The organism is Halolamina pelagica, assembly GCF_001307315.1.
Lineage (GTDB): Archaea > Halobacteriota > Halobacteria > Halobacteriales > Haloferacaceae > Halolamina > Halolamina pelagica_B.
In genome coordinates, this window is sequence record NZ_LGUC01000001.1 from 615,717 (window position 1) to 636,814 (window position 21,098).

Sequence of the window (21,098 nt, forward strand, 5' to 3'; positions counted from 1 at the left end):
GGTTTAAGGGTTTTGACGAGGAATTCATACTCGAAAACTGTGGTCGAGTCGTCGCCCCCCGACAACCCTACCCACACCCCACCCAAACCCCCGGCAAATGCGCGCCGCAGTGCTCCGCGAGTACGGCGAACCGCTCGACGTGACCGAGGTTCCGGACCCCGAGCCCGCCCCGACGGCGCCGTCGTCGCCGTCGAGGCCTGCGGCATCTGCCGGAGCGACTGGCACGCCTGGCAGGGCCACGGCGAGTGGGCCGACGATCAGGTGCCGCTCGATTACGTGCTGGGCCACGAGCCGGCCGGCCGCGTCGTCGACGTGGGCGACGACGTGGAGCGGTTCGCAGTCGGCGACCGTGTGGTCGTCCCGTTCAGTCTCGGCTGCGGGGGCTGTGGCGAGTGCCGGACCGGCCACGGCAACACCTGCGAGGACGGCCACGCGCTGGGGTTCGAGCGCGACGTGCCGGGCGCCTTCGCCGAGAAAGTGGGCGTGCCCCACGCCGACCACAACCTCCAGACCCTCCCTGCGGGGTGAGCTTCCGCGACGTGGCCGCCGTCGGCTGCCGGTACATGACGGCGTTCCACGCGCTGGCCCACCGCGCCGACGTGGGCGGCGGCGACTGGGTCGCGATCCACGGCTGCGGCGGGGTGGGGCTCTCGGCGATCCAGATCGCCGACGCGCTGGGGGCCCGGCCGATCGCCGTCGACGTGAACGACGCCGCGCTCGCCCGCGCGGCCGACGTGGGCGCGAGCGAGGTCGTCGACGGCAGCGAGGTCGACGTGGTCGAGTCGATCCACGAAATCACCGACGGCGGCGCCGCAGTCAGCGTCGACGCGCTCGGCCGTGCCGAGACCGCTCGCAACTCCGTGCGCTGTCTGCGCTCCCGTGGCGCCCACGTGCAGGTGGGGCTAACGACCGACGCCGAGAAAGGCGAGATCCCGCTCCCGACCGACTGGATGACCCGCTGGGAGATCGACTGGCTCGGCTCCCGGGGGATGCCGCCCGCACGGTTCGACGAACTGCTGGCGATGGTCGACGACGGCACGCTCGACCCCGGCGCGCTCGTCGGCCGCGAGGTCGGACTCGACGACGTGTCAGACCGGCTGGCGGCGATGACCACCTACGACACCGACGGAATCGAGATCCTCACGTTCTAGAGCCCGAACGCCAGCTTCTCGCCGACTTCGAGGCCGTTCTCCAGGGCGGCGTGCACGCGTGCCTCGCCGGCGACCCAGTCGCCGGTGCAGTAGAGCCCCGCGTCCTCGGCGCTGTCGAGCGGCCCGGCAAGCGCGCTCCCCGCCGTCAGCGCGTAGCGCCAGCCCTGGTGGTCGGTCCAGTCCGGATCAGTCAGTCGGTCGTCACCGACGATCTCGGCGGCGTGTGCCGCGAGCGCGTCGACGTTCGCCGTCGGGTCGTCGTCGTAGCGCTCGACGGACCAGTCGTGGTTCGCCTGGACTACCAGTAGCGACTCGCCGTCGGGGACGTGGCCGGGCTTGCACTCCTCGCGGGAGATCCACCCCACCGCGTGCTCCTTGTCGGTGTTCACCAGCGCGTAGTACGGCCGGTCGAGTTCGAAGGGGTAGTGCAACACGGCCGTCCAGATCGTGCGGAAGGGCACGTCCGCGATGGCGTCGACGAGGGCGGCTTTCACCGGCGACTCCCACTCGGACCCCCGGAGCAGGTCGGCGGTCTGTGGTGCGGGCGGATTGAGGACGACGGCGTCGAACGGGCCCCAGGACTCGCCGTCGGCGTCGACGAGCGTCCACGTCCCCGCCGCCGGATCGCGCCGGACCGTTTCGACTCGGGTCCGACGGTGCACAGCCGCGCCGGTTCGCGCGAACAGCCGTTTCGCGATCTGGGTCAGTCCCGCCCGGTAGGACCACTTGTGGCCGTCCGGCTCGCGGCCCGGCGTCACCTCGCCGTGTTCGTCGAAGGTGTACACTCGTTCCGCCACGTCGACGAGGCCGTCGTCGTCGAGCTGCTCGGTCAACAGGTCCGAGACGCGCTCACTCGCTGACTTGACGTAGTTCGCCCCGTAGTCGTACGTCAGGTCGTCGTGGCGGCGGGTCGCCGCGCGGCCGCCGAGGCCGCCCGATTTCTCCAGAACGGTCACGTCGGCGTTCGGGCGCGCCTCGTCGACGACGAACGTCGCCGCGGCTGCCGCGACGCCGGCGCCGACGACTCCGATGCTGGTCATACGTGGACTCGGGCCGGGGACGGCATCAAACGTCCCGGTCGCGGCACGAAGAGTCAACGAAACCACTATACCTCGGTTGTGATTAGCACACGGCGTGCAGCGGGACACCGCGGTCGCAGTCGTCCTCGCCCTCCTTGCCCTCCTCGCGATCGGCGCCGCGGGCGCCACGCTCGAGAACCCCGCCGCGACCGACTCCGGCGCCGGTCTCGGCGACGGCAGCGGCGGCGGGCTCGGGAGCGGCGACGGGAGCGACGCGGCCAGCAACTCGAGTGGCGGCGGTAGCGGCGGGATGCAGTGGACCGGCGAGATCAGCGGCGCCTGTATGAGTATCCTCCAGACGCTGCCGGCGAAGCTACTGATCGCCGGCAGCGTCGCCGCGCTCGCGGGCTACGTCTGGTGGCGCACCGGCTCGCTGGGGATGGGGATCCTGACGGCCCTGCTCTACGGGCCGATCGTCTACCTGATGTGGTTCGCGCTCGCGGGCTGTCAGACGATCCGGGAGGGGCTCCAGCCCGCCCAGCCGGCGAACCGGACGAGCACCGCCAACGAGACCGGCGGCGGCAGCCTCGGCGCCGCCGCGGAGACGGCGGCCAGCCAGCCGTCGGTGCTGCTCGTGATCGTGCTGGTCGTGCTGGTGCTGGCGGCGATCGTGCTGCTCTACGTCGCCTCTGCGGACGACGTTGTGGATGCGGTAGTCGACCGCGAGCGCGACGCCGACGACGAGGAGACCGACATCGCCGCCGTCGGCCGGGCGGCGGGCCGGGCCGCCGACCGCATCGAGACCGGCGACACCTTCGACAACGAGGTGTTCCGGGCGTGGGCGGAGATGACCGAACACCTCGCGGTCGAGCGGCCCGAGTCCTCGACGCCCGCCGAGTTCGCGACCGCGGCCGTCGACGCCGGGATGGCGCCCGACGACGTGAACGAGCTCACTGACCTGTTCGAGGCGGTCCGGTACGGCGATCAGGACGTGACCGAGGAGCGCGAACAGCGCGCGACGGCGGCGCTGCGCCGGATCGAGGAGAGCTACGCGGAGGCCGAGGAATGAGGCGCCGACTCGCCGCCTTCGGCGCCGTCGCCGTGCTCGTGGGGCTGTTCGTCTCCTTCCGGCAGGAGTTCGCCGGCCTGATCCCCGCGACCTGGGTGTTCGTGCTCCTGATCGCGGTCGCCGCCGGCGTCCAGTCCGTCACGACCGCGCTCAGTCGCCGCCGGACGCCGCTCCGGGAGACCGACACCGGCGACCCCGAGCGCCGCTACGAGGCGCCGACGCCGGGCGACGACCTTCGTGAAACCCTCCGCTACGCGCGTCGCTCCTCTCGCCGGGGGATCGCCCACGCGAGCAGATCCGCGAGCGGATCGCGACCGTCGCCGCCGCGGCCGTCGCCGACGCCGAGGGCTGCAGCGAGTCCGCGGCCCGCGAGCGGCTCCGGACGGGCGAGTGGACCGAGGACCCGGTTGCGGCGTGGTTTCTGAGCGACGAGGTCCGGCTCCCCCGGCCGAGCGGGCGCGCCTGCTCGCGACGGCGCCGTTCTCGCAGTACGAGGCGGCGTTCGCCCGCACGGTCGGGGTCGTCGACGACCTCGTCAGCCACGAGGGTGACGGATGAGCTACGTCGACGCCGTCGACACCGAGCACTGGGCGGGGATCGGCGCGCTGGCGTTCGCGGCGTTCGCGCTCGGCCTGCCGTTCCAGCGCCCCAGCCTGTTCCTCGTCGCACTCGTCGGCGTCGGTTTCGCGGCCTACGCCCGGTTCGGCGACGCGCCGCCGGCCGATCTCGCTGTCGAGCGGGAGCTCTCCGAGGCGTCGCCCAGCCCGGACGACGAGGTGACGGTGACGGTCACCGTCGAGAACGCCGGCTCGGCGACGGTTCCGGACCTGCGATTGATCGACGGCGTCCCCCGGGGCTCTCGGTCAGCGACGGCGCCGCCCGATTGGGGACCGCACTCCGCCCCGGCAAGCGCGCGACGTTCAGCTACACGGTGACGGCGACGCGTGGCAGCCACGAGTGGGAGCCGCTGACGGCGGTCGTTCGCAACGCCAGCGGCTCGCGAGAGCGGGTTGTCGAGGTCGACGCCGCGACGACGCTGCGCTGTCTCCCCACCCTCGAAGCCAGCAGCGATCTACCGCTACGCGGGCTGACGACGCCGTACTCCGGGCGGGTCGCGACCGACGTGGCGGGCTCGGGCCTGGAGTTCCACTCGACTCGGGAGTACCGACGGGGGACCCGCTCTCGCGGGTGGACTGGAACCGCTACGCCCGCAGCGGCGAGCTCTCGACGGTCTCGTTCCGCGAGGAGCGGGCGGCGACGGTGGTGCTGCTGGTCGACAGCCGGGAGGCGGCCTACCGGGCGCCGGACGAGGACACGCCGAACGCGGTCGAGCGCAGCGTCGAGGCCGCGGGCGAGGCGTTCTCGGCGCTACTCTCGACGGGCGATCGGGTGGGGATCGCCAGCTACGGCCCCGAAGCCTGCTGGCTCGCGCCCGCGACGGGCGAGCAGCACCGCGCGACCGCCCGGCGCCTGCTCGCGGACCACCCGTCGTTCTCGGTGTCACCCTCGGAAGAGCCGTTCTACCCCTCGATCGCGCTGCGCCGGCTCCGGCGCCGACTGCCCGCGGACGCCCAGATCGTGCTGTTCAGCCCGGCCACCGACGACTACATCGCGACGGTCGCGGAGCGACTGAACGCCTACGGCCACCAGCTGACGCTGATCAGCCCCGACCCGACGACCGACGACACGGCGACCCGCCGGCTCGCCCGGCTCGAACGCGACACGCGGCTCCGCCGGCTCCGGAGCCACGGGATCCGGGTGATCGACTGGGGCGAGCGGCCGCTGGCGGTCGAACTCGCCCGGGCGACGCGGAGGTGGTCTCGATGACCTGCACGCGTCGAGTCCACAACACCGACTGCCGGCGCCGTCGGAGGTGGCCTCGATGAGCGAAATCACTCGCGAGCCGTCCCGCTTCGGCGTCGCCGTCGCGGCCGGGTTCGCGCTGCTCTCGGTCGCGGCGACGGCCGTCGTCGTCCCCACCGGCGGTGCCGTCTCGGGGCTGGGGCTGGTCGTGCTGCTCGCCGGGCTCGCGGTCGCGTCGCGTCGGCTGATCACCAACGGCGGCGGGGTCCTGGTGCTCGGCGCGCTGTACGCGGGCTACACCGGCGCGCCGCCGCTGCTCGTGCTCGTCGGCGCCCTGACGGGGGTGCTCGCGTGGGACGCCGCCAGCAACGCCGTCTCGGTGGGCGAGCAGTTGGGGAGGGAGACCGACACCATGCGGGGCGAGACCGTCCACGTCGTCTCGTCGGTTCTCGTCGGGAGCCTCGCCGTCGCCATCGGCTACGCGGTGTATCTCGCCGCGGCGGGGGCCAGCCGATCGCGTCGGTGTTCCTGCTGGTGGTCGGCGCTGTCGCGCTGGTGAACGCGCTGCGGTGAATCGTAACCGATTAACCGGAGCACGTCCGACGGTTGGGTGAGCCGAGGTAGCCTAGCCTGGCCAAGGCGGTAGATTCGAAATCTACTGTCCTCACGGACTCAAGGGTTCAAATCCCTTCCTCGGCGTTTTTCAGGCGTCACGTCGACCGGCGCCGCGGCTCGTCGTCGACGATTAGCCCAGAGTCGGGGGCTGATGATGAGTTGCTCGCTGACGCTCTCGAGCACGCTCGCCGGGAGATGGATCCGTCCATCCTCCCGTTGATCGATCCCGAAGATCGCCGACTGCTCGGTGTTCACGACCAGCGTCTCCAGTTCGCCCGTCGCCGGGTCGAGGGTGAGCGTGTGCAGCTCACCGACGTGCTGGCCATCGGTACTCATCACTGACTTCTCGGAGAGCTCGCTTGCAAGGACGGGGGACACGCCCGTCCGTTTCGACCGAGTCCCACTAAAACACCGTGCTCGGCGGTGCAGACGACCCGCGGTCCGTGCGGCAACGACGGCGAGCGTCACGCTCGCGGTTCACCATCCCTCGGCACTTCTCCCGGACAGCCGGCGTCCCCGCCGCTAGAACTCCGTCACTTTCGACTGGATCCGGCCGTCGTCGACGGTCTCGTCGTCGGCGACGTAGCGCGCCAACCGGTCCCGGCTCACGTCGTCGTGGCCGTGGAGGTACGCCAGCTCCGTCAGCGACAGCTCCTCGCCCTGCTCCAGCTTGTGCAGCAGGCTCTCCGGGCTCAGCCGCTCGTACGTCACGTCCAGGTCGACCGTCGCCGCCCGGCCATCGCTCGCCTCGGCGACGTTGATCGCCTCGTGCAGCACCGTCGCGAAGTCGAGGTCGGTGTCGTCGACGCCACGGTACAGCAGCGCTTGGGCCGACACCAGCGCGTCGAACGCGTCGGCGCCGGCCAGGTTCCCGAACCGTTTCCCGAACACCAGCTCGCGGTCGTGGTCGTCGAGCCGCTCGATCAGGAGTTCGAAGTCCCGAACCGCCTCGAACAGCCGGTCGCGGATCCGCGCCCGCGCGTTGCGCTCCGACTGAACGCTCGAGAACGTCGTCTCCCCGCGCAGGTACGCGCGGTCGGCCTCGCTCAGGATTCCGCGCTCGCGATCACTATCGACCATACTTCGAAAACGGGTATGGATGTGGATAAAAGTGGCGTTAAATACTTGGTAATTGATTATCCACCACACTACTGGTAAAAATGCTTATACAGAAGCCGGACGCGGGTTCGACCATGTCCGAAGCCGTCTCGCCGACCGTGTCGCTCCCGCAGGACCCCGCCGTCGACGCGACGATCGACGCCGACCGACTCGACGACTCGCTGGCCGTCCTCGGCGCGCTCGTCGACGAGTGTCGGCTCGAACTGGCCGCCGACGGCCTCCACGTCCGCGCGGTCGATCCCGCGAGCGTCGCCGCCGTCTCGCTCGATCTCCCGGCCGACGCGTTCGAGCAGTACGCCGCCAACGGCGAGACCGTCGGCGTCGACGTGAGCCGGCTCGGGGAGGTCGTCGGCCTCGCGGATCCGGGGGATTCGGTTCGGCTCGTCCTCGACGCCGAGCGCCGTCGCCTCCACGTGCTGGTGGGCGAACTCGCCTACACGCTGGGGCTGATCGACCCCGAGGCGATCCGCGAGCCGCTGGACCCCGCCGAGATGGAGTACGACTGTCCGGCCGAACTGGCGATCGCGGGCAGCGACGTGTCGCGGATCGTCGACGCCGCCGAGATGGTGTCGACCCACCTCACGCTGGGCGTCGACGCGGACCCGGCGGCGTTCTACGCGGAGGCCAGCGGCGACACCGACGACGTGGCGCTGGCGTTCGACGGCGACGATCTCGCCGCGCTCTCGCCCGCCGCGGTCGAGTCGCTGTTCAGTCTCGACTACCTCCGCGAGATGGCGCGCCCGATCCCCGCCGACAGCGAGGTGACGATCGCACTGGGTACCGAGCAGCCGGTGACGCTCGGCTTCGACCTCGCCGACGGCCCGGGCGAGGCGACGTTCCTGCTCTCTCCCCGGCGCTCGGTCGCCTGACTCGGCACGCCGGGGTTTGATAGTCCCGCCCCGAGAACGGCCGGTATGAGCACCGAAGAGCCAACCGAACGATGCTACTCCGAGATCGTCACCCGTCTCGACCCCGAGGAGCGGGAGACGATCGCCGAGGCGGCGGCGCTGCTCGCCAGCACCGCCGACCGGATGGCGCAGATCGAGAGCGACGGCGACGCCGAGGGGATGGCGGTCGAACTCCGACGCATCGCGGACGAACAGGCCCGGATCGAGGAGATCGCCCTCGCTCCCTGTTCGGGCACGAACTGAAACCGACAGAGACGAACACTCGATGGTTTCACTCCCGAGCACGTACGTCGATTACCGCGTGAGCGTCGGCTTCGTCGGCCGCGTCCTGAAGTATCTCGGTGTCACGCCGCTGATCCCGCTGCTGGCCGCCCTCTACTACGGCGAGAGCCCCGTCCCCTTCGTCGCCACGAGCGCCGTGATGCTCGGGACGGGCCTGCTGTTCGAGCGCCTCGGCACTGACGACGAACTGGGTCGGCGCGAGGCGTTCCTCCTCGTCAGTCTCGCCTGGCTGGTCGTCCCGCTCGCGGGACGGTGCCGTACCTCGTCGCCGGGACCGGCACGGTCGCCGCGCCGATCAACGCGCTGTTCGAGAGCATGAGCGGGTTCACGACCACCGGCGCGACCGTGCTGGGCGAGATCTCCACCGAACGGCACGGCCACGCGATGCTGCTGTGGCGCCAGCTCACCCAGTGGCTCGGGGGATGGGGATTCTCGTCCTCATGGTGGCGATCCTGCCCGAGATGTCCGTCGGCGGCGCACAGGTAATGAACCAAGAGGCGCCGGGGCTGAGCCTCGACAAGCTCACCCCGCGGATCCAGGAGACCGCCCGCGCGCTCTGGGGGATCTACGCGGGTTCACCCTGCTCGCGGCGCTGGTCTACTTCGCGCTCGGCGTCGTCGACGTCGCGCCGAACATGGACCTCTACAACGCCGTCGCCCACGCGCTCACCACGCTCCCAACGGGCGGGTTCTCGCCCGAAGCCCGCAGCGCCGAGGCGTTCGCGCCGGCGATCCAGTGGGCGATGATGCCCTTTATGCTGATCGCGGGGACCAACTTCGCGCTGTTCTGGCACGTGTTCAACGGGGAGCCCCGTCACCTGACCGACAACGCGGAGTTCCGCGCGTACCTCCTCGTCATCGCGGGGTTCGGTGCGGTCGTCTCCGCAGTCCTGTTCGCGGGCGTCGGGATGGCCGAGACGCCGACGAACGTCGACGCCGTCGCCGGCAACCTCGAGAACGCGCTCCGGCAGGGGCTGTTCCAGGTGATCGCGATCGTCACGACCACCGGCTACGCGAGTATGGACTTCAACACGTGGGACGCTTCCGCGCAGACGGTCCTGCTGTTCGCGTACTTCCTCGGCGGCTCGGCCGGCTCTGCCGCGGGGTCGATCAAGATCGTGCGCTGGGTGATCGCGAAGCGGGCGGCCGACCGTTCGCTGTTCGTCGCCGCCCACCCCGAGGCCGTCAGGCCGGTCCGGCTGAACGACGAGGTCATCGACGAGACCACTATCCGCGAGGTGTTCGTGTTCGTGACGGTGTTCGTGGTGCTCTTTGCGGTCTCGACGATGCTGCTCTACCTCGACAGCTTCCGGACGCCCGACGTGACGCTGTCGGGCCTGGAGGCGATGAGCGTCGCCATCGCGACGCTGGGCAACGTCGGTCCGGGCTTCGGCCCTGTCGGCCCGATGAACAGCTTCCTGGCGTTCTCGGGCGCCGCGAAACTGTACATGGTGTTCCTCATGTGGATCGGTCGGCTGGAGATCCTCTCGGTGCTGGTGATCTTCACGTCGTCGTTCTGGACGCGCTAGTACCCCAGTTCGGCCAGCGTCTCCCGAACCGGCTCGCGGTACTCGTCGCCGAAGTGACGCAGATGCACCAGCAGCGGCAGTAGTCGGTAGATCGGCCGCCGGCCGGCAACGCCGTCGGGGAGTCCCCCGTCCGGCCCCGCCGCTCGCTCCCGATACCGCTCGAAGAACGCCTCCCCGCCCGTCCCGGTCCAGTCGACGTAGGCCAGTTCGACTTCCGGGTCGGCGTAGTAGCAGGCGGGATCGAGGAACGCCCGCACCGACTCGCCGTCGGTCACGAGGTTCTCGGTCCACACGTCGCCGTGGATCAGCGACGGCGCCGGGTCGTGATCCAGCAGCGCCGGCAGGTCGTCGACGAGTTCGTCGATGCGCTCGGCGTCGCTCGCCGGCAGCAGCCCTTCCGTCTCGGCACGGTCGGCCATGTAGCCGAGCCGGTACTCGCCGAAAAACGTCGGCCAGTCCGCCTCCCGTGGGTTCGGCAGGTCGAGCTTCCCGGTGAGCGTGTCGACCGGGAAGCCGAACGTCGGCGCCGACTCGGCGTGCAGCGCGGCGAGTCGGTCGGCGAGATCGCGCTCGACGGCGGGCGTGATCTCGGAGTCGCCCTCGACGAACTCGAGCACGAGCAGCGCCTCGCTGGCGTGGAACACTTCGGGAACCGTGAGCCCGTGGTCGGCGAGGTGGCGGAGCATCCGCGCCTCGGTCCGGAGATCCGTCGCGGCGGCCTTGGCGACGAGCCGGCGGCCGTCCGCGAGGTCGACGCGGTGGACGCTGCCCACCTCGCCGCCGTCGAGTTCGGCGGCGTCGACGATCGGTGCGTCGGCCCACGACTCGACGGCCGCACGGATTGGGGCGTCCATCTACCCGTCCAGCGTCTCCAGGGCGTTCGCGACCAGCATCGGCAGGAACACGGTCGCGTCGCCGACGATCGTCGCGTTGCGCGCGTCGGGCTCGAACTTCCCCAGGACCGGGCCTCGTCGAGCGTCGCGCCCGAGAGCCCGCCGGTCGCCTCGGGGTCCATGGTGATCTGGACGCCGTAGTCGTACGCACCCGGCGTCACGAGCATCGTCTGGAGGGTGAAGTTCTTCGGCACGCCGCCGCCGACCAGCAGACAGCCCGCGCGCTCGGACTCGAAGGCGAGGTCCGTCAGCCCGGTCATGTCCGCCAGCGCGTCCAGCGAGAACTCGGAGGTCTGGGAGTACACCCACGCCTGCAGGCCGAGCACCGAGTCCTGCACCGCCGGACAGTAGATCGGTACGTCGTTCTCGTACGCCGCGGCGGCGATGCCCGGGCCCTCGTCGATCTCCTCCGCGGCGTTCACCTCGCTGTTCGCCCGCCCCAGCTCGCGAGTGAACCGTTCGATGCTGACGACGCCCTCCGCCTCGAGCGGCGGGAACACGTGCTCTCGGAGATGCTCCTCGAACAGCGCGAAGTGCTCCTGTGGCAGGTAGACGTTGTAGATGCGGTCGACGCCCTCCTCGCGCAGGCGCTCGTCGTGGTCGCGCGTGCCCGAGCCCGAGGCGTGTTTGGGGTGGTCCTCGTCGTGGCCGTGTTCGCCGTGGCCTTCGCCCTCGTGGCCGTGCTCCCCATCACCGTGGCCGTGTCCGTGGACGCTCCCGTGGTGGTGCTTGCCGCCGATGGCCTCGATCGCGTCGTGGGTCAGGTTCGCGCCGGTCGTGACCAGCGCGTCGACGTGGCCCTCCCGGATCAGGCCGGCGACGACCTCCCGCATCCCGGCGGGCACCATCGCCCCCGCCAGCGAGAGGAAGACGGCGCAGTCGTCGTCCTCGAGCATCTCGGTGTACACGTCGGCGGCCTCGTGGACTGCGGCGGCGCCGATGCCGGCGTCGCCATACTGCTCGACGAGCTCGCCCACGCTCATCCCCGCGCTGACGGAGGCGTGCCCGATCGGGTCGTGCTGGAACTCCCGGCGTTCGGTCTCCTCCCCGTGATCGGCGTCCTCACTCATACACCCGTCTCGTGGCGGTACGGGCTTGAAGCACCCGATACGTGGGTACCCCTCCCGGCGGCTCAGAGTCCCGTCGGGTGATCGACGAACACCGTCTCCAGCCCCCACTCCTCGGTCAGCGCCTGCAGCGACCGTACCCGAAGGTCTCCGTCGCGTAGTGCCCCGCGAGCAGCACGTTGATCCCCGCTTCGCGGGCCTCGTGGTACACCTGCTGTTTCCCCTCGCCCGTGACTAGCACGTCGGCGCCAGCGTCGACGGCCTCCCCGAGCCAGTCGGTGCCGCTGCCCGTCAGGACGGCGACGCGCTCGATCTCCTCGGGGCCGAAGGCGAGCGTCTGGACCCCTTCCTCACCAGTGTCGAGTTCGTCGGCCAACAGCCCCGACAGCGCGCCGACGGTGATCGGCTCGTTGCGCTCGCCGAGCAGGCCGACGGTCTCCGGGCCGACCTCGCCGAACGGCTCCCGGGCGTGGAGGTCGAGCAGGTCGGCGACCCCGGCGGCGTTCCCGAGCGTCGGATGCCCGTCGAGTGGCAGGTGCGAGACGTACAGCGGGAGGTCGTTGCGGATCAGCGGCTCGATCCGTTCGTACTCCCGGCCGGTCACGCGGTCCAGCCCGCCCCACACCAGGCCGTGGTGGGTGACCAGCGCGTCGGCGCCGGCGTCGAGCGCGGCCTCGATCGTCGCGTCGGCGGCGTCGACCGCGAACGCGACGGTCTCGACCTCGCCCTCGCGGCGGCCGATCTGTAGCCCGTTGGGGCTGGCGTCGACGTCGGCGTAGTCGTCGGTCCGGAGCTCCTCGTCGAGTCGGTCGACGAACTCGGCGCGGTCCATGGCTGGGCGGTAGAGCGCGCGCGGTTTGTACCCCCGACTCCGGGCAGCGTTCGACTGTCGCACCAATACTCCTTTGCGCCAGCGCGACGTATCTTCAACCACGTGAGCGGTGTCGCCCTGCTGTGGCGGCGACCGCCACACCTGCCCATGACTCCCAGCAAACGCGATCCAAACCACGGTGACAGTTCTGACGCGTCGGCGACGGGCGCCAGTTGTACTCGCCGCCACGCAATCGTGGCGACCGCCGGGATCACTGCCGGTCTCGCCGGCTGTCTCGGCGGCGACGGCGGCGCACCCGAAGCAGTGACGCTGTCCGAAGACGCTACCTGTGACGTCTGTGGCATGGTCATCTCCCAGCACCCCGGCCCGACCTCGGAGATCTTCTACGCCGACGAGCAGCCGGCCGGGCACGACAACCCCGCGCGGTTCGACAGCACGTGGGAGGCGTTCCAGTTCGACTTCGAACACGAGGACTGGAGCCGCGAGGCGTTCTACGTGACCGACTACTCCACGGTCGACTACGAGATCCGGACCGACGACGACCAGGAGATCATCTCGACGCACTACGACGCCGACTCGTTCGTCGACGCGACGACGGTCACGTTCGTCGCCGGCTCGTCGGTGGTCGGCGCGATGGGTGAAGACCTGATCGCGTTCTCCGAGGCGGGGGACGCCGAGTCGTTCCAGTCGGAGTACGGCGGCGACATCGTCAGCTTCGAGGAGGTATCGCCGGAGCTCATCTCGACGCTCGGGCGGTAGATGGCCGCGCGAAGCCTCCCGTTGACCGCGTTCGCGACGGTGTTCGTGGTCGCCGTGGTGGTTCTGAGCGCCACGCTCGTCGTTCCCGTCGGCGCCGCCGACGACGTCGAGCCCGTCCCGTTCGGAGACACGTTCACGCTCGGCCTCACCGACGAGACCGTCCGCCAGACCGAGGCGAAGGGGCTCTCGATCCCCCGGGTGGAGGTGTACTACTCGGCCTACGAGTACGTGGTCGGCTTCAACAGCGTCGGCTCCTACGTCGCCGAGCAGGGCCGAACCGGCCACGAACAACGCTTCGGCCAGCCCGTCGCGGCGTTCGTCTCCGACTACGCGGGCGCCAACGCCTCGCTTACCGACGACGGCTACCTGACCGCCGAGGGCGAAGTCGAGTTCGCCCCGGCCGAGGAGACCGTGATCGTCGTCGACAGCCGCGCTCGCCTGCCGAGCGGCCCCGTCGCGGTCCCCTTTTCCGACCGCGACGACGCGGCGGCGTTCGTCGACGCCTACGGCGGCGAGATCGTCCCCTGGACGGCAGTCACCGAGCGGGTACAGGCCCGCGAACCGGCGTCGGCGGCGACGCTCCGGGCCGCGGTCGAAAACCGCTCGACGTGGGCGAACGATAGCGTCGCCGCGACGACCGCTCGCGACCGCCCCACGTCGATCGTCGTCGGCGAGGACGCCGAGAGCCTCGCCGCCGCCGTCGCGGCCGCCCCGCCGAACACGACCGTCGAACTCCCGCCGGGCACCTACCACACCGACGGGCTGGTCGTCAACAAGTCGCTGACGATCGCCGGCGCCGGGAACGCGACGACGATCCGGGGCAACGGCAACGGCACCGTGGTCACGATCGCGGCGCCCCGAACCACCCTCACTGATCTCCGGGTCGACGGCGTCGGCGACGTGGGGAGCCGACGGAGCATGCTCAACACGACGCAGATCGAGGGGCTGAACTGGTCGAAAAACGTCGAACTCGCTTACGGCCGGGGCGACGCGGCAGTCCGGTTCATCAACGCCGAGCGCTCGCTCGTGGCGAACGTCTCGATCGAGACGCCGGCCTCGGGCATCGTCACGCTCGATAGCCAGGGCACCGTGGTCCGCGAGTCGACAGTCGCCGTCGCCGGCGGCACCCAGGAGGGCTTTATGGGGCTGGTCGCGATGTACGAGCCGATCGTCGTCGAGGACACGCGATTCAGCGGCGGCCGCGACGGGATCTACACCCACCGCGCCGACGGGATCGTCGTCCGGGACAGCGAGTTCACCGACCACCGCTTCGGGATCCACGAAATGTACACTTCCGACTCACTGCTGCGAAACAACACCGCCCGCGACTCGAACGCGGGGATCTTCATGATGACTCGCCCGTCGGGCAACCTCCTCGTCGGCAACGACGTGCGTAACTCCCGGGTCGGCATCTCCACCGCGGGGTCGCAGTCGTACTTCAGGGGGAACGTCGTCGTCAACAACGGCCGCGGGTTCAACGTGTACAGCACGCAGTCGCTGTACACCCACAACACCGTCGTCGGCAACGACGTTGGGCTCCGGGCCGGCGACGCGCTCGCGACGAACCTCCTGACCGCGAACGACATCGTCGGGAACGAGCAGGCGGCGACGGCCAGCATCGGCCCGCTCCGCGTCTGGACCGTCGGGGAGCAGGGTAACTACTGGGGGCCGGCACCCGGGAGCGACACCGACGGCGATGGCCACTACGAACGCGCGTTCCGGCCGACCGGGCCGGTCGACTCCCGCGTCCAGACGACGCCGGGCGCGTGGACGCTCGGACGCTCGCCGGCGGTCGATCTCGTTCGCACGGTGCAGGAGACCGTCCCCGGACTGCGTGCGACCGGCGTCGTCGACGTAGCGCCGCGGACGACGCCCGCCCGCCCGGAGACGCTCGCCGAGCTCCGGGCGTCGGGCAACGTGACGGAGGTGGCCGGATGAGCGAGCCCGTGCTCGAGTTCGCGGACGCCTCGTTCGCCTTCGGCGACGTGACGATCCTCGACGACGCGAGCGTCGCGCTCGAAGACGGGACGTTCGTCGCGCTCGTCGGGCCGAACGGCTCCGGGAAGACCACGGCGCTCGAACTGTTTGCCGGCCTGCGATCGCTCGACACCGGGACGGTCACCCGGCCGGCGACGACCGGCCGGACCGTCGCGTACCTCCCGCAGTCGCCGCGGTTCCGCCCCGGCTTCACCGTCCGCGAGGTCGTCGCGTTCTACGGCTCGCTGGTCGAGACCGAGGTCGACGCCGACGCCATCCTCTCCCGCGTGGGGCTGGGCGGCGCGACCGATCGCCGCGTCGACGAGCTCTCCGGCGGGATGACGCGGCTGTTGGGGCTCGCCCAGGCGCTGATCGGCGACCCGCCGGTCGTCGTGCTGGACGAGCCCACCAGCGGGCTCGACCCGGACATCGCCGACCACATCTTCGAGGCCGCGGCGTCGATGGCCGCCGACGGCCGGCTCGTGCTCACGACGAGCCACGACCTCGAAGCCGTCTCGCGGTACGCCGATCGGGTGCTCCTGATCGCCAACGGCGAGTTCGTCCTCGACGGCTCGCCCGCCGCCCTCGTCGAGCAGGCCGGCGCCGAGCGGCTCCGGGACGTGTTCTCGGCGACGGTCGCCGGCTCCGGCCGGGACGCAGTCGACATCGACGCGCGGACGGAGGGGGATTCGGCGTGATCCGTCCCCGCCTCGTCGCCGCGGTCGCGGGCCGCGAGGTTCGGACGCTGCTGCGGAACCGGGCGCTGCTCGCGGTCGCGGCGGCGTTTGCCGCCGTCGTGATCGGCCTCGGCGGCGCCTCGATGGGCTCGCCCGGCGGCTACGTCTCGCTGACGTACGACCTGCTGTTGCCGGTCGAACTGCTCGTTCCGGTGCTCGCATTCGCCATCGCCTTCCAGTCGATCCGCGGCGACGACGAGCGCGGCACGCTGTCGATCCTCCGGACGTACTCGGTGTCGCGACTCGAGTACGTGCTCGGGGTGTTCGTCGGCCGCGCACTCCCCGCGTTCGTGCTCGTCGTCGCGGTGCTCGGGGCCGCCGGCGTCGTCGCGGGGCTCGGCGCGCCGGCGACCTCGTCGTTCCTGGCGACACACTCCGCGGGCGACACGCCGCTGATCTACGGCCGGTTCGTGCTCTTCGCCGGCTGGTACGTGCTCGCGACGGTCGCGTTCGTGCTGGCGGCGTCTGCGCTCGCCCGGACCGACCGCGAGGCGCTCGCGGCGGGCGTTGGCGTCGTCGTGATCGTGGCGTTCGTCGCCGACCTCGCGCTCGTGGCGCTGCTGACGACGGGGTTCGTCGGCGACCTGATCGGCGTGCTCGTCGGGCTGGCGCCCGCCAGCGCGTTCCGCGGGCTCGTGCTCGAACTGGCGATCAGGCCGGCGATCGCGGCTGATCCCGGGGTCGCGACGGGCCACCCGCTGGTCAGCGCGCTGGGGCTCGCGGGCTGGACCGTGGCGGCGCTTGCCACCGCCGCCGTGGCGGTCTGGCGCCCAGTCGAACGCTGAAAACCGGTCGGCGGCAGTCGTCCTGTCGCCGAGAAGAGTGACGCTAGTGGTCGTGATCGTGATCGTGGCCGCCGTCGCCGGCGATCGCGGCGCCCTCGCCGTCGATCATGTCCATGTTCTTGAGGTTGTCCCGCTCCTCGAACCCCTGGACGGCGTTCATCACGTCCTGCTGGGTGAGCTCACGGCGCCCTTCGGTGAGCGCCTGGAGGACCGCCTCGCGCAGCACCATCCGGAGGTCGGAGCCGGTGAGCCCCTCGGTCTCCTCGGCGACGACCTCGGGATCGAAGTCGCCCATCTGCATGTCCTGCGTGACGATACGGAGGATGTCCGCACGCATCTGGCGGTCGGGCTTGGGGAAGTTCACGACCTCGTCGAAGCGCCGCCAGGCGGCGGCGTCGAGCTGGTCGGGGTGGTTCGTGGCGGCCACCGTGAGCACCTCGTCGCGCACCAGCGAGATGTCGTCGATGCTCTTGAGCAGCGTGTTGACCGCCCGCTTGAGCGCGGCGTGCTCGTCGGACTTCCGCGTCTTGGCGACGGAGTCGAACTCGTCGATGAACAGGATACACGGCGAGAGCCGCTTGGCGACCTCGAACGTCTTCTCGACGTTCTTGGCCGTCTCGCCGAGGTACTGGCTGGTGACCATCGAGAGCTTCACTTCGACGAACGGGAGGCCGAGCTCGTGGGCCAGCCCCCGGGAGATGGTGGTCTTCCCGGTGCCGGGCGGGCCGACGAACAGGATCTTCCCGATCTCGCTCAGGCCGATGCTGGCGAGGTAGTCGCGGTTCTCGATCGCGGTGACGATCTTGTTCACCTCGTCGTTCTGGTCCTCGGTCAGCACCAGATCGTCGAGGGTCGTCTCGATCTCCTCGGGCGCGAGAATGTGGACGAGATCGAGCATCTCGGCGTCGTCGTCCTCGTCGAAGTACTCGTCGAGCAGGGAGTCGATCCAGACGCGGTCGGCCTGGATCGGCTGATTGTCCTCGCGGGCCTGCTCGCGGGTGACGCCGACCTCGACGTCGGCGTGCTCGGCGGCGTAGGCCAGCGTGGGGTTGGCGGCGAGGCGGTCCTCGTCGGCGTGGTCGAGATACCACTCGAGCGCCATATCGGGCTGGGTCAGCGAGATCTCGCCGGAGAACTCCGTCCGCTGGGTAAAGAGCAGATCCGAGACGGCGTCCCACGGGTGATCGACGCTGGTGGCGGTGCGCGCGCGGTCCTGCGTAACCGCCAGCGGGCGCTCGATCGACCCGTCGGACCAGAACACCTGCCGGTACCGGGGTGGGAGGTCGTCCTCGTCGAGGTCGTCCTCCTCGGTGTACGTGTGTGCAGTCAACAGGAACTCTACGACGTCGACGGCGGGGTCGCTCATCCTGACAGAGTTGCCGCCCCAGTCGGTTAAGCGCGTCGGACCCCCACTATCGGCCACCCGTGGGCGGATCTGTTCGTTCGCCCACGATCCAGTCGCGACTCGTCGACGAACGTCACGACCGCCTGCTCGTGGTAGAGCCCGAGGTCGTAGCGCGTGCGCTGGTACCCCCGATCGGTGAGCACGGCCGCCGCCGAGTCGGCCTCGCTGGGGTCCGCGAACACCACCGGCGGTATCGACGCCCGCTCGCTCAGCGCGTCGGCGCCGCGGGCGTACGCCGTGGGAGCATCGGCCTGTTCGGCGTACCACGCCATCGGGAGGCGGTTGAGCCACCAGCCGAGCCAGTTCTCCCCGTCGGCCGGTGGCGTCCTGTCGACGGACTCGTTGGGCAGGTAGTACTCCTCGCCGTAGAACAGCACGCCGCCGTCGTCGGCCGCGTCCGCGACGGTCGCCTGCACCGGTGAGAGATCGTCGGGCGGCTGTGCCGACTGCGCGAGCACGTTCACGTACAGCGGCGGTGTGATCGACGTGGCCGCGAGCACCAGCGGCACCTGCACGGCCGAGAGTACCACCAACGCCGCGAGCGCGTAGCGGGCGTACCGCTTGCGGGCGTCGGCATCCGGCAGGCGGTCGGCGGCGCCGTCGGCCGGTCCGTCGACGGTGAACTCCCACGCCCGCCCGCGAGCGAGTGCGACCCAGCCGACGGCCGCGGGAACGAGCAGCGGCATCAGGAGGTGGATCGAGATCCACGGCGCGGGGATGTCCGTCGCCAGCGGGTAGCCCAGCATCGACGCCACGCCCCAGGCGACCAGCGGGACGACGATCGGCCGCGACGGCGAGCGAAGCTCTCGGACGAACGCGGCGCCGGCGCCGACGGCCACCGGGAGCGCGCCGACCAGCAGGTAGCCCCAGAGCTTCCCCGCGTACTCCGGGTAGGAGTGGCTCCGGCTGCCGGTCCAGAGGCTCGACCTGAACGTCTCCCACGTTCCCAGGGTGGCACGCTCGATCAGCCCGAGCCAGCCGGCGTCGCCCGCCAGCGCCGCACCGAGCGAGGGGTCGCCAGCGGGCCCACGCGGCGCGAGGAAGAACACGATCGGGACGAGCGCCACGAGCAGCGCCAGCGGCACCGCGGGGAGGTGGCGGGCGGCGACGGCCCGCGCCCGGACGAGCGAGTCGCGGAGCGCCGTTTCGGGAGGCGGGTCGGCCGCCGATTCGCGCCACGGGAGTAGCGAGCCGACTGCTGGCCAGCCGACCGCGACCGCCGCCGTCCCGACCGCGCAGGCGGCGTACAGCACCACGTTCTCCTTCGTCGGGACCGCGAGCCCCGCGAACAGGCCGGCGGCGACGACGTGGCGTCGACGCCCCGTCGCGAGCGCCCGGACGGTGCAGCCGAGCGCGAACAGCGCGAACACGGCGAGTGGCACGTCCGAGCGCATGAACCGCGAGTAGTAGACGAGAGTCGGCGTGCCCGCGAGCAGCGCCGCGAGGGCGACGGTCTCGGCGTCCGAGAGGCCGAGACGGGGGAGTCGGTCGGTGGCCGGCCCCGCCGACTCGCCGGGCCGGCGGAACAGCAGCGCCGACAGCGGCGCGAGGCCGCCGATGACGGCGACCGGGAGCCGGGCCACGAACGCCGTCGGGCCGAGGCGTTCGAACAGCGCGCCGGCGACGATCGGGACGAACGGGCCGTGGATGATCGGCCGGTAGGCGAAGCCGGCGCCGCGGACGTAGCGCAGCGTCCAGTAGGCGACGCGGGCCTCGTCCCAGTGGACGGTGCGGTCGCCCAGGGCGACCAGTCGGAGGAGGAGGGCGAGCGCGGTCAGCGCCAGGACGGCCACGACCGGGCGACGGCGCGCCCAGCGAGCGGGGCGGAACACGTTCGAGAGCGTCCGGGCGGTGCTGTAAGTACTTTCTCCGTCGGCCTCCGGAAACCTTCGACCACGCACGCCGCGTTCGGTCGGATTTATGCCCGTCCCGAACGCAGGCTGAGGTATGTCGACACCTGTCGTCGTACACGCACGCCGGACCCCGCAGGGGAAGCAGGACGGCGTCTTCGCGGAGACCAGAAGCGAGGATCTCTCGGTGCCGCTGATCGAGGACGCCCTCGAGACCACCGGCGTCGACCCCGAGCAGGTCGAGGACCTGATGTGGGGCGTCGCCCAGCAGCGCGGCGAGCAGGACAACAACGTCGCCCGCGTGATCGCGCTGCTCTCCTCGCTGGGCGAGGGGACGCCGGCGACGACGATCAACCGCTGGTGTGCCTCCTCGATGCAGGCGATCATCTCCGCCGCCGACGCCGTGGCCGCGGGGAACCGCGACTGCATCGTCGCCGGCGGCGTCGAGAACATGTCCCGGGTGCCGATGGACGGCGACTCCTACGAGTACCTCCACCCCGAACTCGGCGAGCAGTACAACATCTTCCAGCTCCAGATGGGGATGACCGCCGAGAAAGTCGCCGAGGAGTACGGCGTGAGCCGTGAGCAGCAGGACGAGTACGCCGCCCGGAGCCAACAGCGCGCGGTTGAGGCCACCGAGTCCGGCCGCTTCGACGACGAGATCGTCCCGATCGAGACCGACGACGGCGTCGTCGAGGAGGACGAGGGGCTCCGCCCGGGGACGACCGCCGAGAAGCTGGCCGGCCTCCCGCCGGCGTTCACCGGCGACGGGACGGTGACCGCGGGCAACTCCAGCCAGATCTCCGACGGCGCGTCGCTGGTGATGGTCACCTCCCGGGAGTTCGCCGAGGCGAACGATCTGGAGATCATGGCCGAGATCGGCACGAACGAGGTCGCCGGCGTCGACCCGACGGTGATGGGGATCGGTCCCGTGCCGGCGACGAAGGGGCTGCTCGAACGTGCCGGGACGGATATCGAGGACTACGACCTCGTGGAACTGAACGAGGCGTTCGCCTCCCAGTGTGTGTACGCCCAGGAGGAGCTGGGGATCCCGGACGACCAGTTCAACGTCAACGGCGGCGCCATCGCGATCGGTCACCCCCTCGGCGCCAGCGGGGCGCGGCTGCCCGTGACGCTGCTGCACGAGATGGAGAAGCGCGGCGACTCGCGCGGGCTGGCGACGCTCTGTGTCGGCTTCGGGCAGGGCGCCGCGATCGAGTTCCTGATGGACTGAGGCCGCGACTGCGGTTTTGTGGCTGGTCGACCGCGACGGCGACCAGCGCCAACCGTTCGCTGCTT

At 70.8% G+C, this 21,098-nt stretch carries 16 protein-coding genes, 1 tRNA gene and 7 pseudogenes; 16 read left to right on the forward strand and 8 right to left on the reverse strand.

The features are described 5' to 3' along the window. Window positions 1-97 precede the first annotated feature (97 nt). Window positions 98-1,151, forward strand: a pseudogene (locus SY89_RS03265) (zinc-dependent alcohol dehydrogenase family protein). Here SY89_RS03265 and SY89_RS03270 read toward each other — a convergent pair. Further along, entirely contained in the window at window positions 1,148-2,191 is a 1,044-nt protein-coding gene (locus tag SY89_RS03270) for an NAD(P)/FAD-dependent oxidoreductase (protein ID WP_054583133.1), read from the reverse strand. The pseudogene SY89_RS03265 and the gene SY89_RS03270 overlap by 4 nt on opposite strands. Before the next feature lie 94 nt (window positions 2,192-2,285). On the opposite strand from SY89_RS03270, the gene SY89_RS03275 reads away from it, so the two are divergent. The 7 genes and pseudogenes from SY89_RS03275 (at window position 2,286) to SY89_RS03295 (ending at window position 5,741) form a co-directional block, all read left to right on the forward strand. Next, window positions 2,286-3,239 carry a DUF4129 domain-containing protein gene (locus SY89_RS03275; protein WP_054583134.1) on the forward strand — a complete coding sequence of 318 codons (954 nt, stop codon included), beginning with the start codon at window positions 2,286-2,288 and terminating at the stop codon, window positions 3,237-3,239. Continuing rightward, a pseudogene (locus SY89_RS19795) lies at window positions 3,236-3,442 on the forward strand (DUF7269 family protein); the annotation flags it as partial. The gene SY89_RS03275 and the pseudogene SY89_RS19795, both read left to right, overlap by 4 nt. A 104-nt stretch (window positions 3,443-3,546) precedes the next feature. Beyond that, a pseudogene (locus SY89_RS19800) lies at window positions 3,547-3,681 on the forward strand (DUF7269 family protein); the annotation flags it as partial. Beyond that, window positions 3,654-3,797, forward strand: a complete 144-nt coding sequence (locus SY89_RS17045) for a hypothetical protein (protein ID WP_189319100.1) — start codon at window positions 3,654-3,656, stop codon at window positions 3,795-3,797. The pseudogene SY89_RS19800 and the gene SY89_RS17045, both read left to right, overlap by 28 nt. Next, window positions 3,794-5,066, forward strand: a pseudogene (locus tag SY89_RS03285) (DUF58 domain-containing protein). Before SY89_RS17045 ends, SY89_RS03285 begins: the two are co-directional and overlap by 4 nt. A gap of 55 nt (window positions 5,067-5,121) precedes the next feature. Then, entirely contained in the window at window positions 5,122-5,601 is a 480-nt protein-coding gene (locus SY89_RS17050) for a DUF7519 family protein (RefSeq protein ID WP_054583136.1), read from the forward strand. A gap of 55 nt (window positions 5,602-5,656) precedes the next feature. Next, window positions 5,657-5,741: transfer RNA gene (locus tag SY89_RS03295), tRNA-Ser, on the forward strand. Here the strand turns inward: SY89_RS03295 and SY89_RS03300 are convergent. Further along, window positions 5,715-6,125: a PRC-barrel domain-containing protein gene (locus SY89_RS03300; RefSeq protein WP_321163886.1), complete on the reverse strand. Its 411-nt coding sequence runs from the start codon at window positions 6,123-6,125 to the stop codon at window positions 5,715-5,717. The genes SY89_RS03295 and SY89_RS03300 overlap by 27 nt on opposite strands. Window positions 6,126-6,179: 54 nt before the next feature. After that, window positions 6,180-6,737 (reverse strand): hypothetical protein, encoded by a 558-nt coding sequence (locus SY89_RS03305; RefSeq protein WP_054583137.1) that lies wholly within the window; start codon window positions 6,735-6,737, stop codon window positions 6,180-6,182. Window positions 6,738-6,850: 113 nt separating this feature from the next. Between SY89_RS03305 and SY89_RS03310 the strand changes: the two genes are divergently transcribed. The 3 genes and pseudogenes from SY89_RS03310 to SY89_RS03320 all read left to right on the forward strand — a co-directional run bounded on the left by SY89_RS03310 (window position 6,851) and on the right by SY89_RS03320 (window position 9,494). Next, entirely contained in the window at window positions 6,851-7,645 is a 795-nt protein-coding gene (locus SY89_RS03310; RefSeq protein ID WP_054583138.1) for a DNA polymerase sliding clamp, read from the forward strand. A gap of 45 nt (window positions 7,646-7,690) precedes the next feature. Further along, a complete protein-coding gene (locus SY89_RS03315; RefSeq protein WP_054583139.1) occupies window positions 7,691-7,927 on the forward strand; it encodes a hypothetical protein in 237 nt (78 codons plus the stop codon). Between the two features lie 22 nt (window positions 7,928-7,949). Then, window positions 7,950-9,494, forward strand: a pseudogene (locus SY89_RS03320) (TrkH family potassium uptake protein). Here the strand turns inward: SY89_RS03320 and SY89_RS03325 are convergent. The 3 genes and pseudogenes from SY89_RS03325 to SY89_RS03335 form a co-directional block, all read right to left on the reverse strand. After that, complete coding sequence (locus SY89_RS03325; RefSeq protein WP_054583140.1) at window positions 9,491-10,348, reverse strand: fructosamine kinase family protein; 858 nt, start codon at window positions 10,346-10,348, stop codon at window positions 9,491-9,493. The pseudogene SY89_RS03320 and the gene SY89_RS03325 sit on opposite strands and share 4 nt — an antisense overlap. Next, window positions 10,349-11,457 (reverse strand): annotated as a pseudogene (locus SY89_RS15670) (deoxyhypusine synthase). 62 nt (window positions 11,458-11,519) lie between these two features. After that, a pseudogene (locus SY89_RS03335) lies at window positions 11,520-12,286 on the reverse strand (Nif3-like dinuclear metal center hexameric protein). A gap of 234 nt (window positions 12,287-12,520) precedes the next feature. Here SY89_RS03335 and SY89_RS03340 point away from each other — a divergent pair. The 4 genes from SY89_RS03340 to SY89_RS03355 are packed head-to-tail and all read left to right on the forward strand — an operon-like array spanning window position 12,521 to window position 16,544. Then, window positions 12,521-13,045, forward strand: a complete 525-nt coding sequence (locus SY89_RS03340) for a nitrous oxide reductase accessory protein NosL (RefSeq protein ID WP_239685499.1) — start codon at window positions 12,521-12,523, stop codon at window positions 13,043-13,045. Then, window positions 13,046-14,983, forward strand: coding sequence for a NosD domain-containing protein (locus SY89_RS03345; protein ID WP_054583143.1), 1,938 nt, complete (start codon window positions 13,046-13,048; stop codon window positions 14,981-14,983). Further along, window positions 14,980-15,720, forward strand: coding sequence for an ABC transporter ATP-binding protein (locus SY89_RS03350; RefSeq protein WP_054583144.1), 741 nt, complete (start codon window positions 14,980-14,982; stop codon window positions 15,718-15,720). Before SY89_RS03345 ends, SY89_RS03350 begins: the two co-directional genes overlap by 4 nt. Further along, the gene (locus SY89_RS03355; protein WP_054583145.1) at window positions 15,717-16,544 is read left to right on the forward strand and encodes an ABC transporter permease; all 828 of its coding nucleotides are present in this window, start codon (window positions 15,717-15,719) and stop codon (window positions 16,542-16,544) included. Before SY89_RS03350 ends, SY89_RS03355 begins: the two co-directional genes overlap by 4 nt. Before the next feature lie 43 nt (window positions 16,545-16,587). Here the strand turns inward: SY89_RS03355 and SY89_RS03360 are convergent, their stop codons facing one another. Continuing rightward, window positions 16,588-17,910, reverse strand: a complete 1,323-nt coding sequence (locus SY89_RS03360) for an ATP-binding protein (RefSeq protein ID WP_054583146.1) — start codon at window positions 17,908-17,910, stop codon at window positions 16,588-16,590. Window positions 17,911-17,936: 26 nt separating this feature from the next. Next, on the reverse strand, window positions 17,937-19,781 hold the full coding sequence (locus SY89_RS03365) for a flippase activity-associated protein Agl23 (RefSeq protein ID WP_189319101.1): 1,845 nt from the start codon (window positions 19,779-19,781) through the stop codon (window positions 17,937-17,939). A gap of 115 nt (window positions 19,782-19,896) precedes the next feature. On the opposite strand from SY89_RS03365, the gene SY89_RS03370 reads away from it, so the two are divergent. Beyond that, window positions 19,897-21,033 carry a thiolase family protein gene (locus SY89_RS03370; RefSeq protein ID WP_054583148.1) on the forward strand — a complete coding sequence of 379 codons (1,137 nt, stop codon included), beginning with the start codon at window positions 19,897-19,899 and terminating at the stop codon, window positions 21,031-21,033. Window positions 21,034-21,098 lie beyond the last annotated feature (65 nt).

Bases quoted from the DNA above. Each gene is read 5' to 3' on its own strand.
- SY89_RS03310 (WP_054583138.1), top strand. From the start codon at position 6,851: ATGTCCGAAGCCGTCTCGCCGACCGTGTCGCTCCCGCAGGACCCCGCC.
- SY89_RS03270 (WP_054583133.1), bottom strand. From the start codon at position 2,191: ATGACCAGCATCGGAGTCGTCGGCGCCGGCGTCGCGGCAGCCGCGGCG.
- SY89_RS03370 (WP_054583148.1), top strand. From the start codon at position 19,897: ATGTCGACACCTGTCGTCGTACACGCACGCCGGACCCCGCAGGGGAAG.
- SY89_RS03345 (WP_054583143.1), top strand. From the start codon at position 13,046: ATGGCCGCGCGAAGCCTCCCGTTGACCGCGTTCGCGACGGTGTTCGTG.
- SY89_RS03315 (WP_054583139.1), top strand. From the start codon at position 7,691: ATGAGCACCGAAGAGCCAACCGAACGATGCTACTCCGAGATCGTCACC.
- SY89_RS03350 (WP_054583144.1), top strand. From the start codon at position 14,980: ATGAGCGAGCCCGTGCTCGAGTTCGCGGACGCCTCGTTCGCCTTCGGC.
- SY89_RS03305 (WP_054583137.1), bottom strand. From the start codon at position 6,737: ATGGTCGATAGTGATCGCGAGCGCGGAATCCTGAGCGAGGCCGACCGC.
- SY89_RS17050 (WP_054583136.1), top strand. From the start codon at position 5,122: ATGAGCGAAATCACTCGCGAGCCGTCCCGCTTCGGCGTCGCCGTCGCG.
- SY89_RS03360 (WP_054583146.1), bottom strand. From the start codon at position 17,910: ATGAGCGACCCCGCCGTCGACGTCGTAGAGTTCCTGTTGACTGCACAC.
- SY89_RS03325 (WP_054583140.1), bottom strand. From the start codon at position 10,348: ATGGACGCCCCAATCCGTGCGGCCGTCGAGTCGTGGGCCGACGCACCG.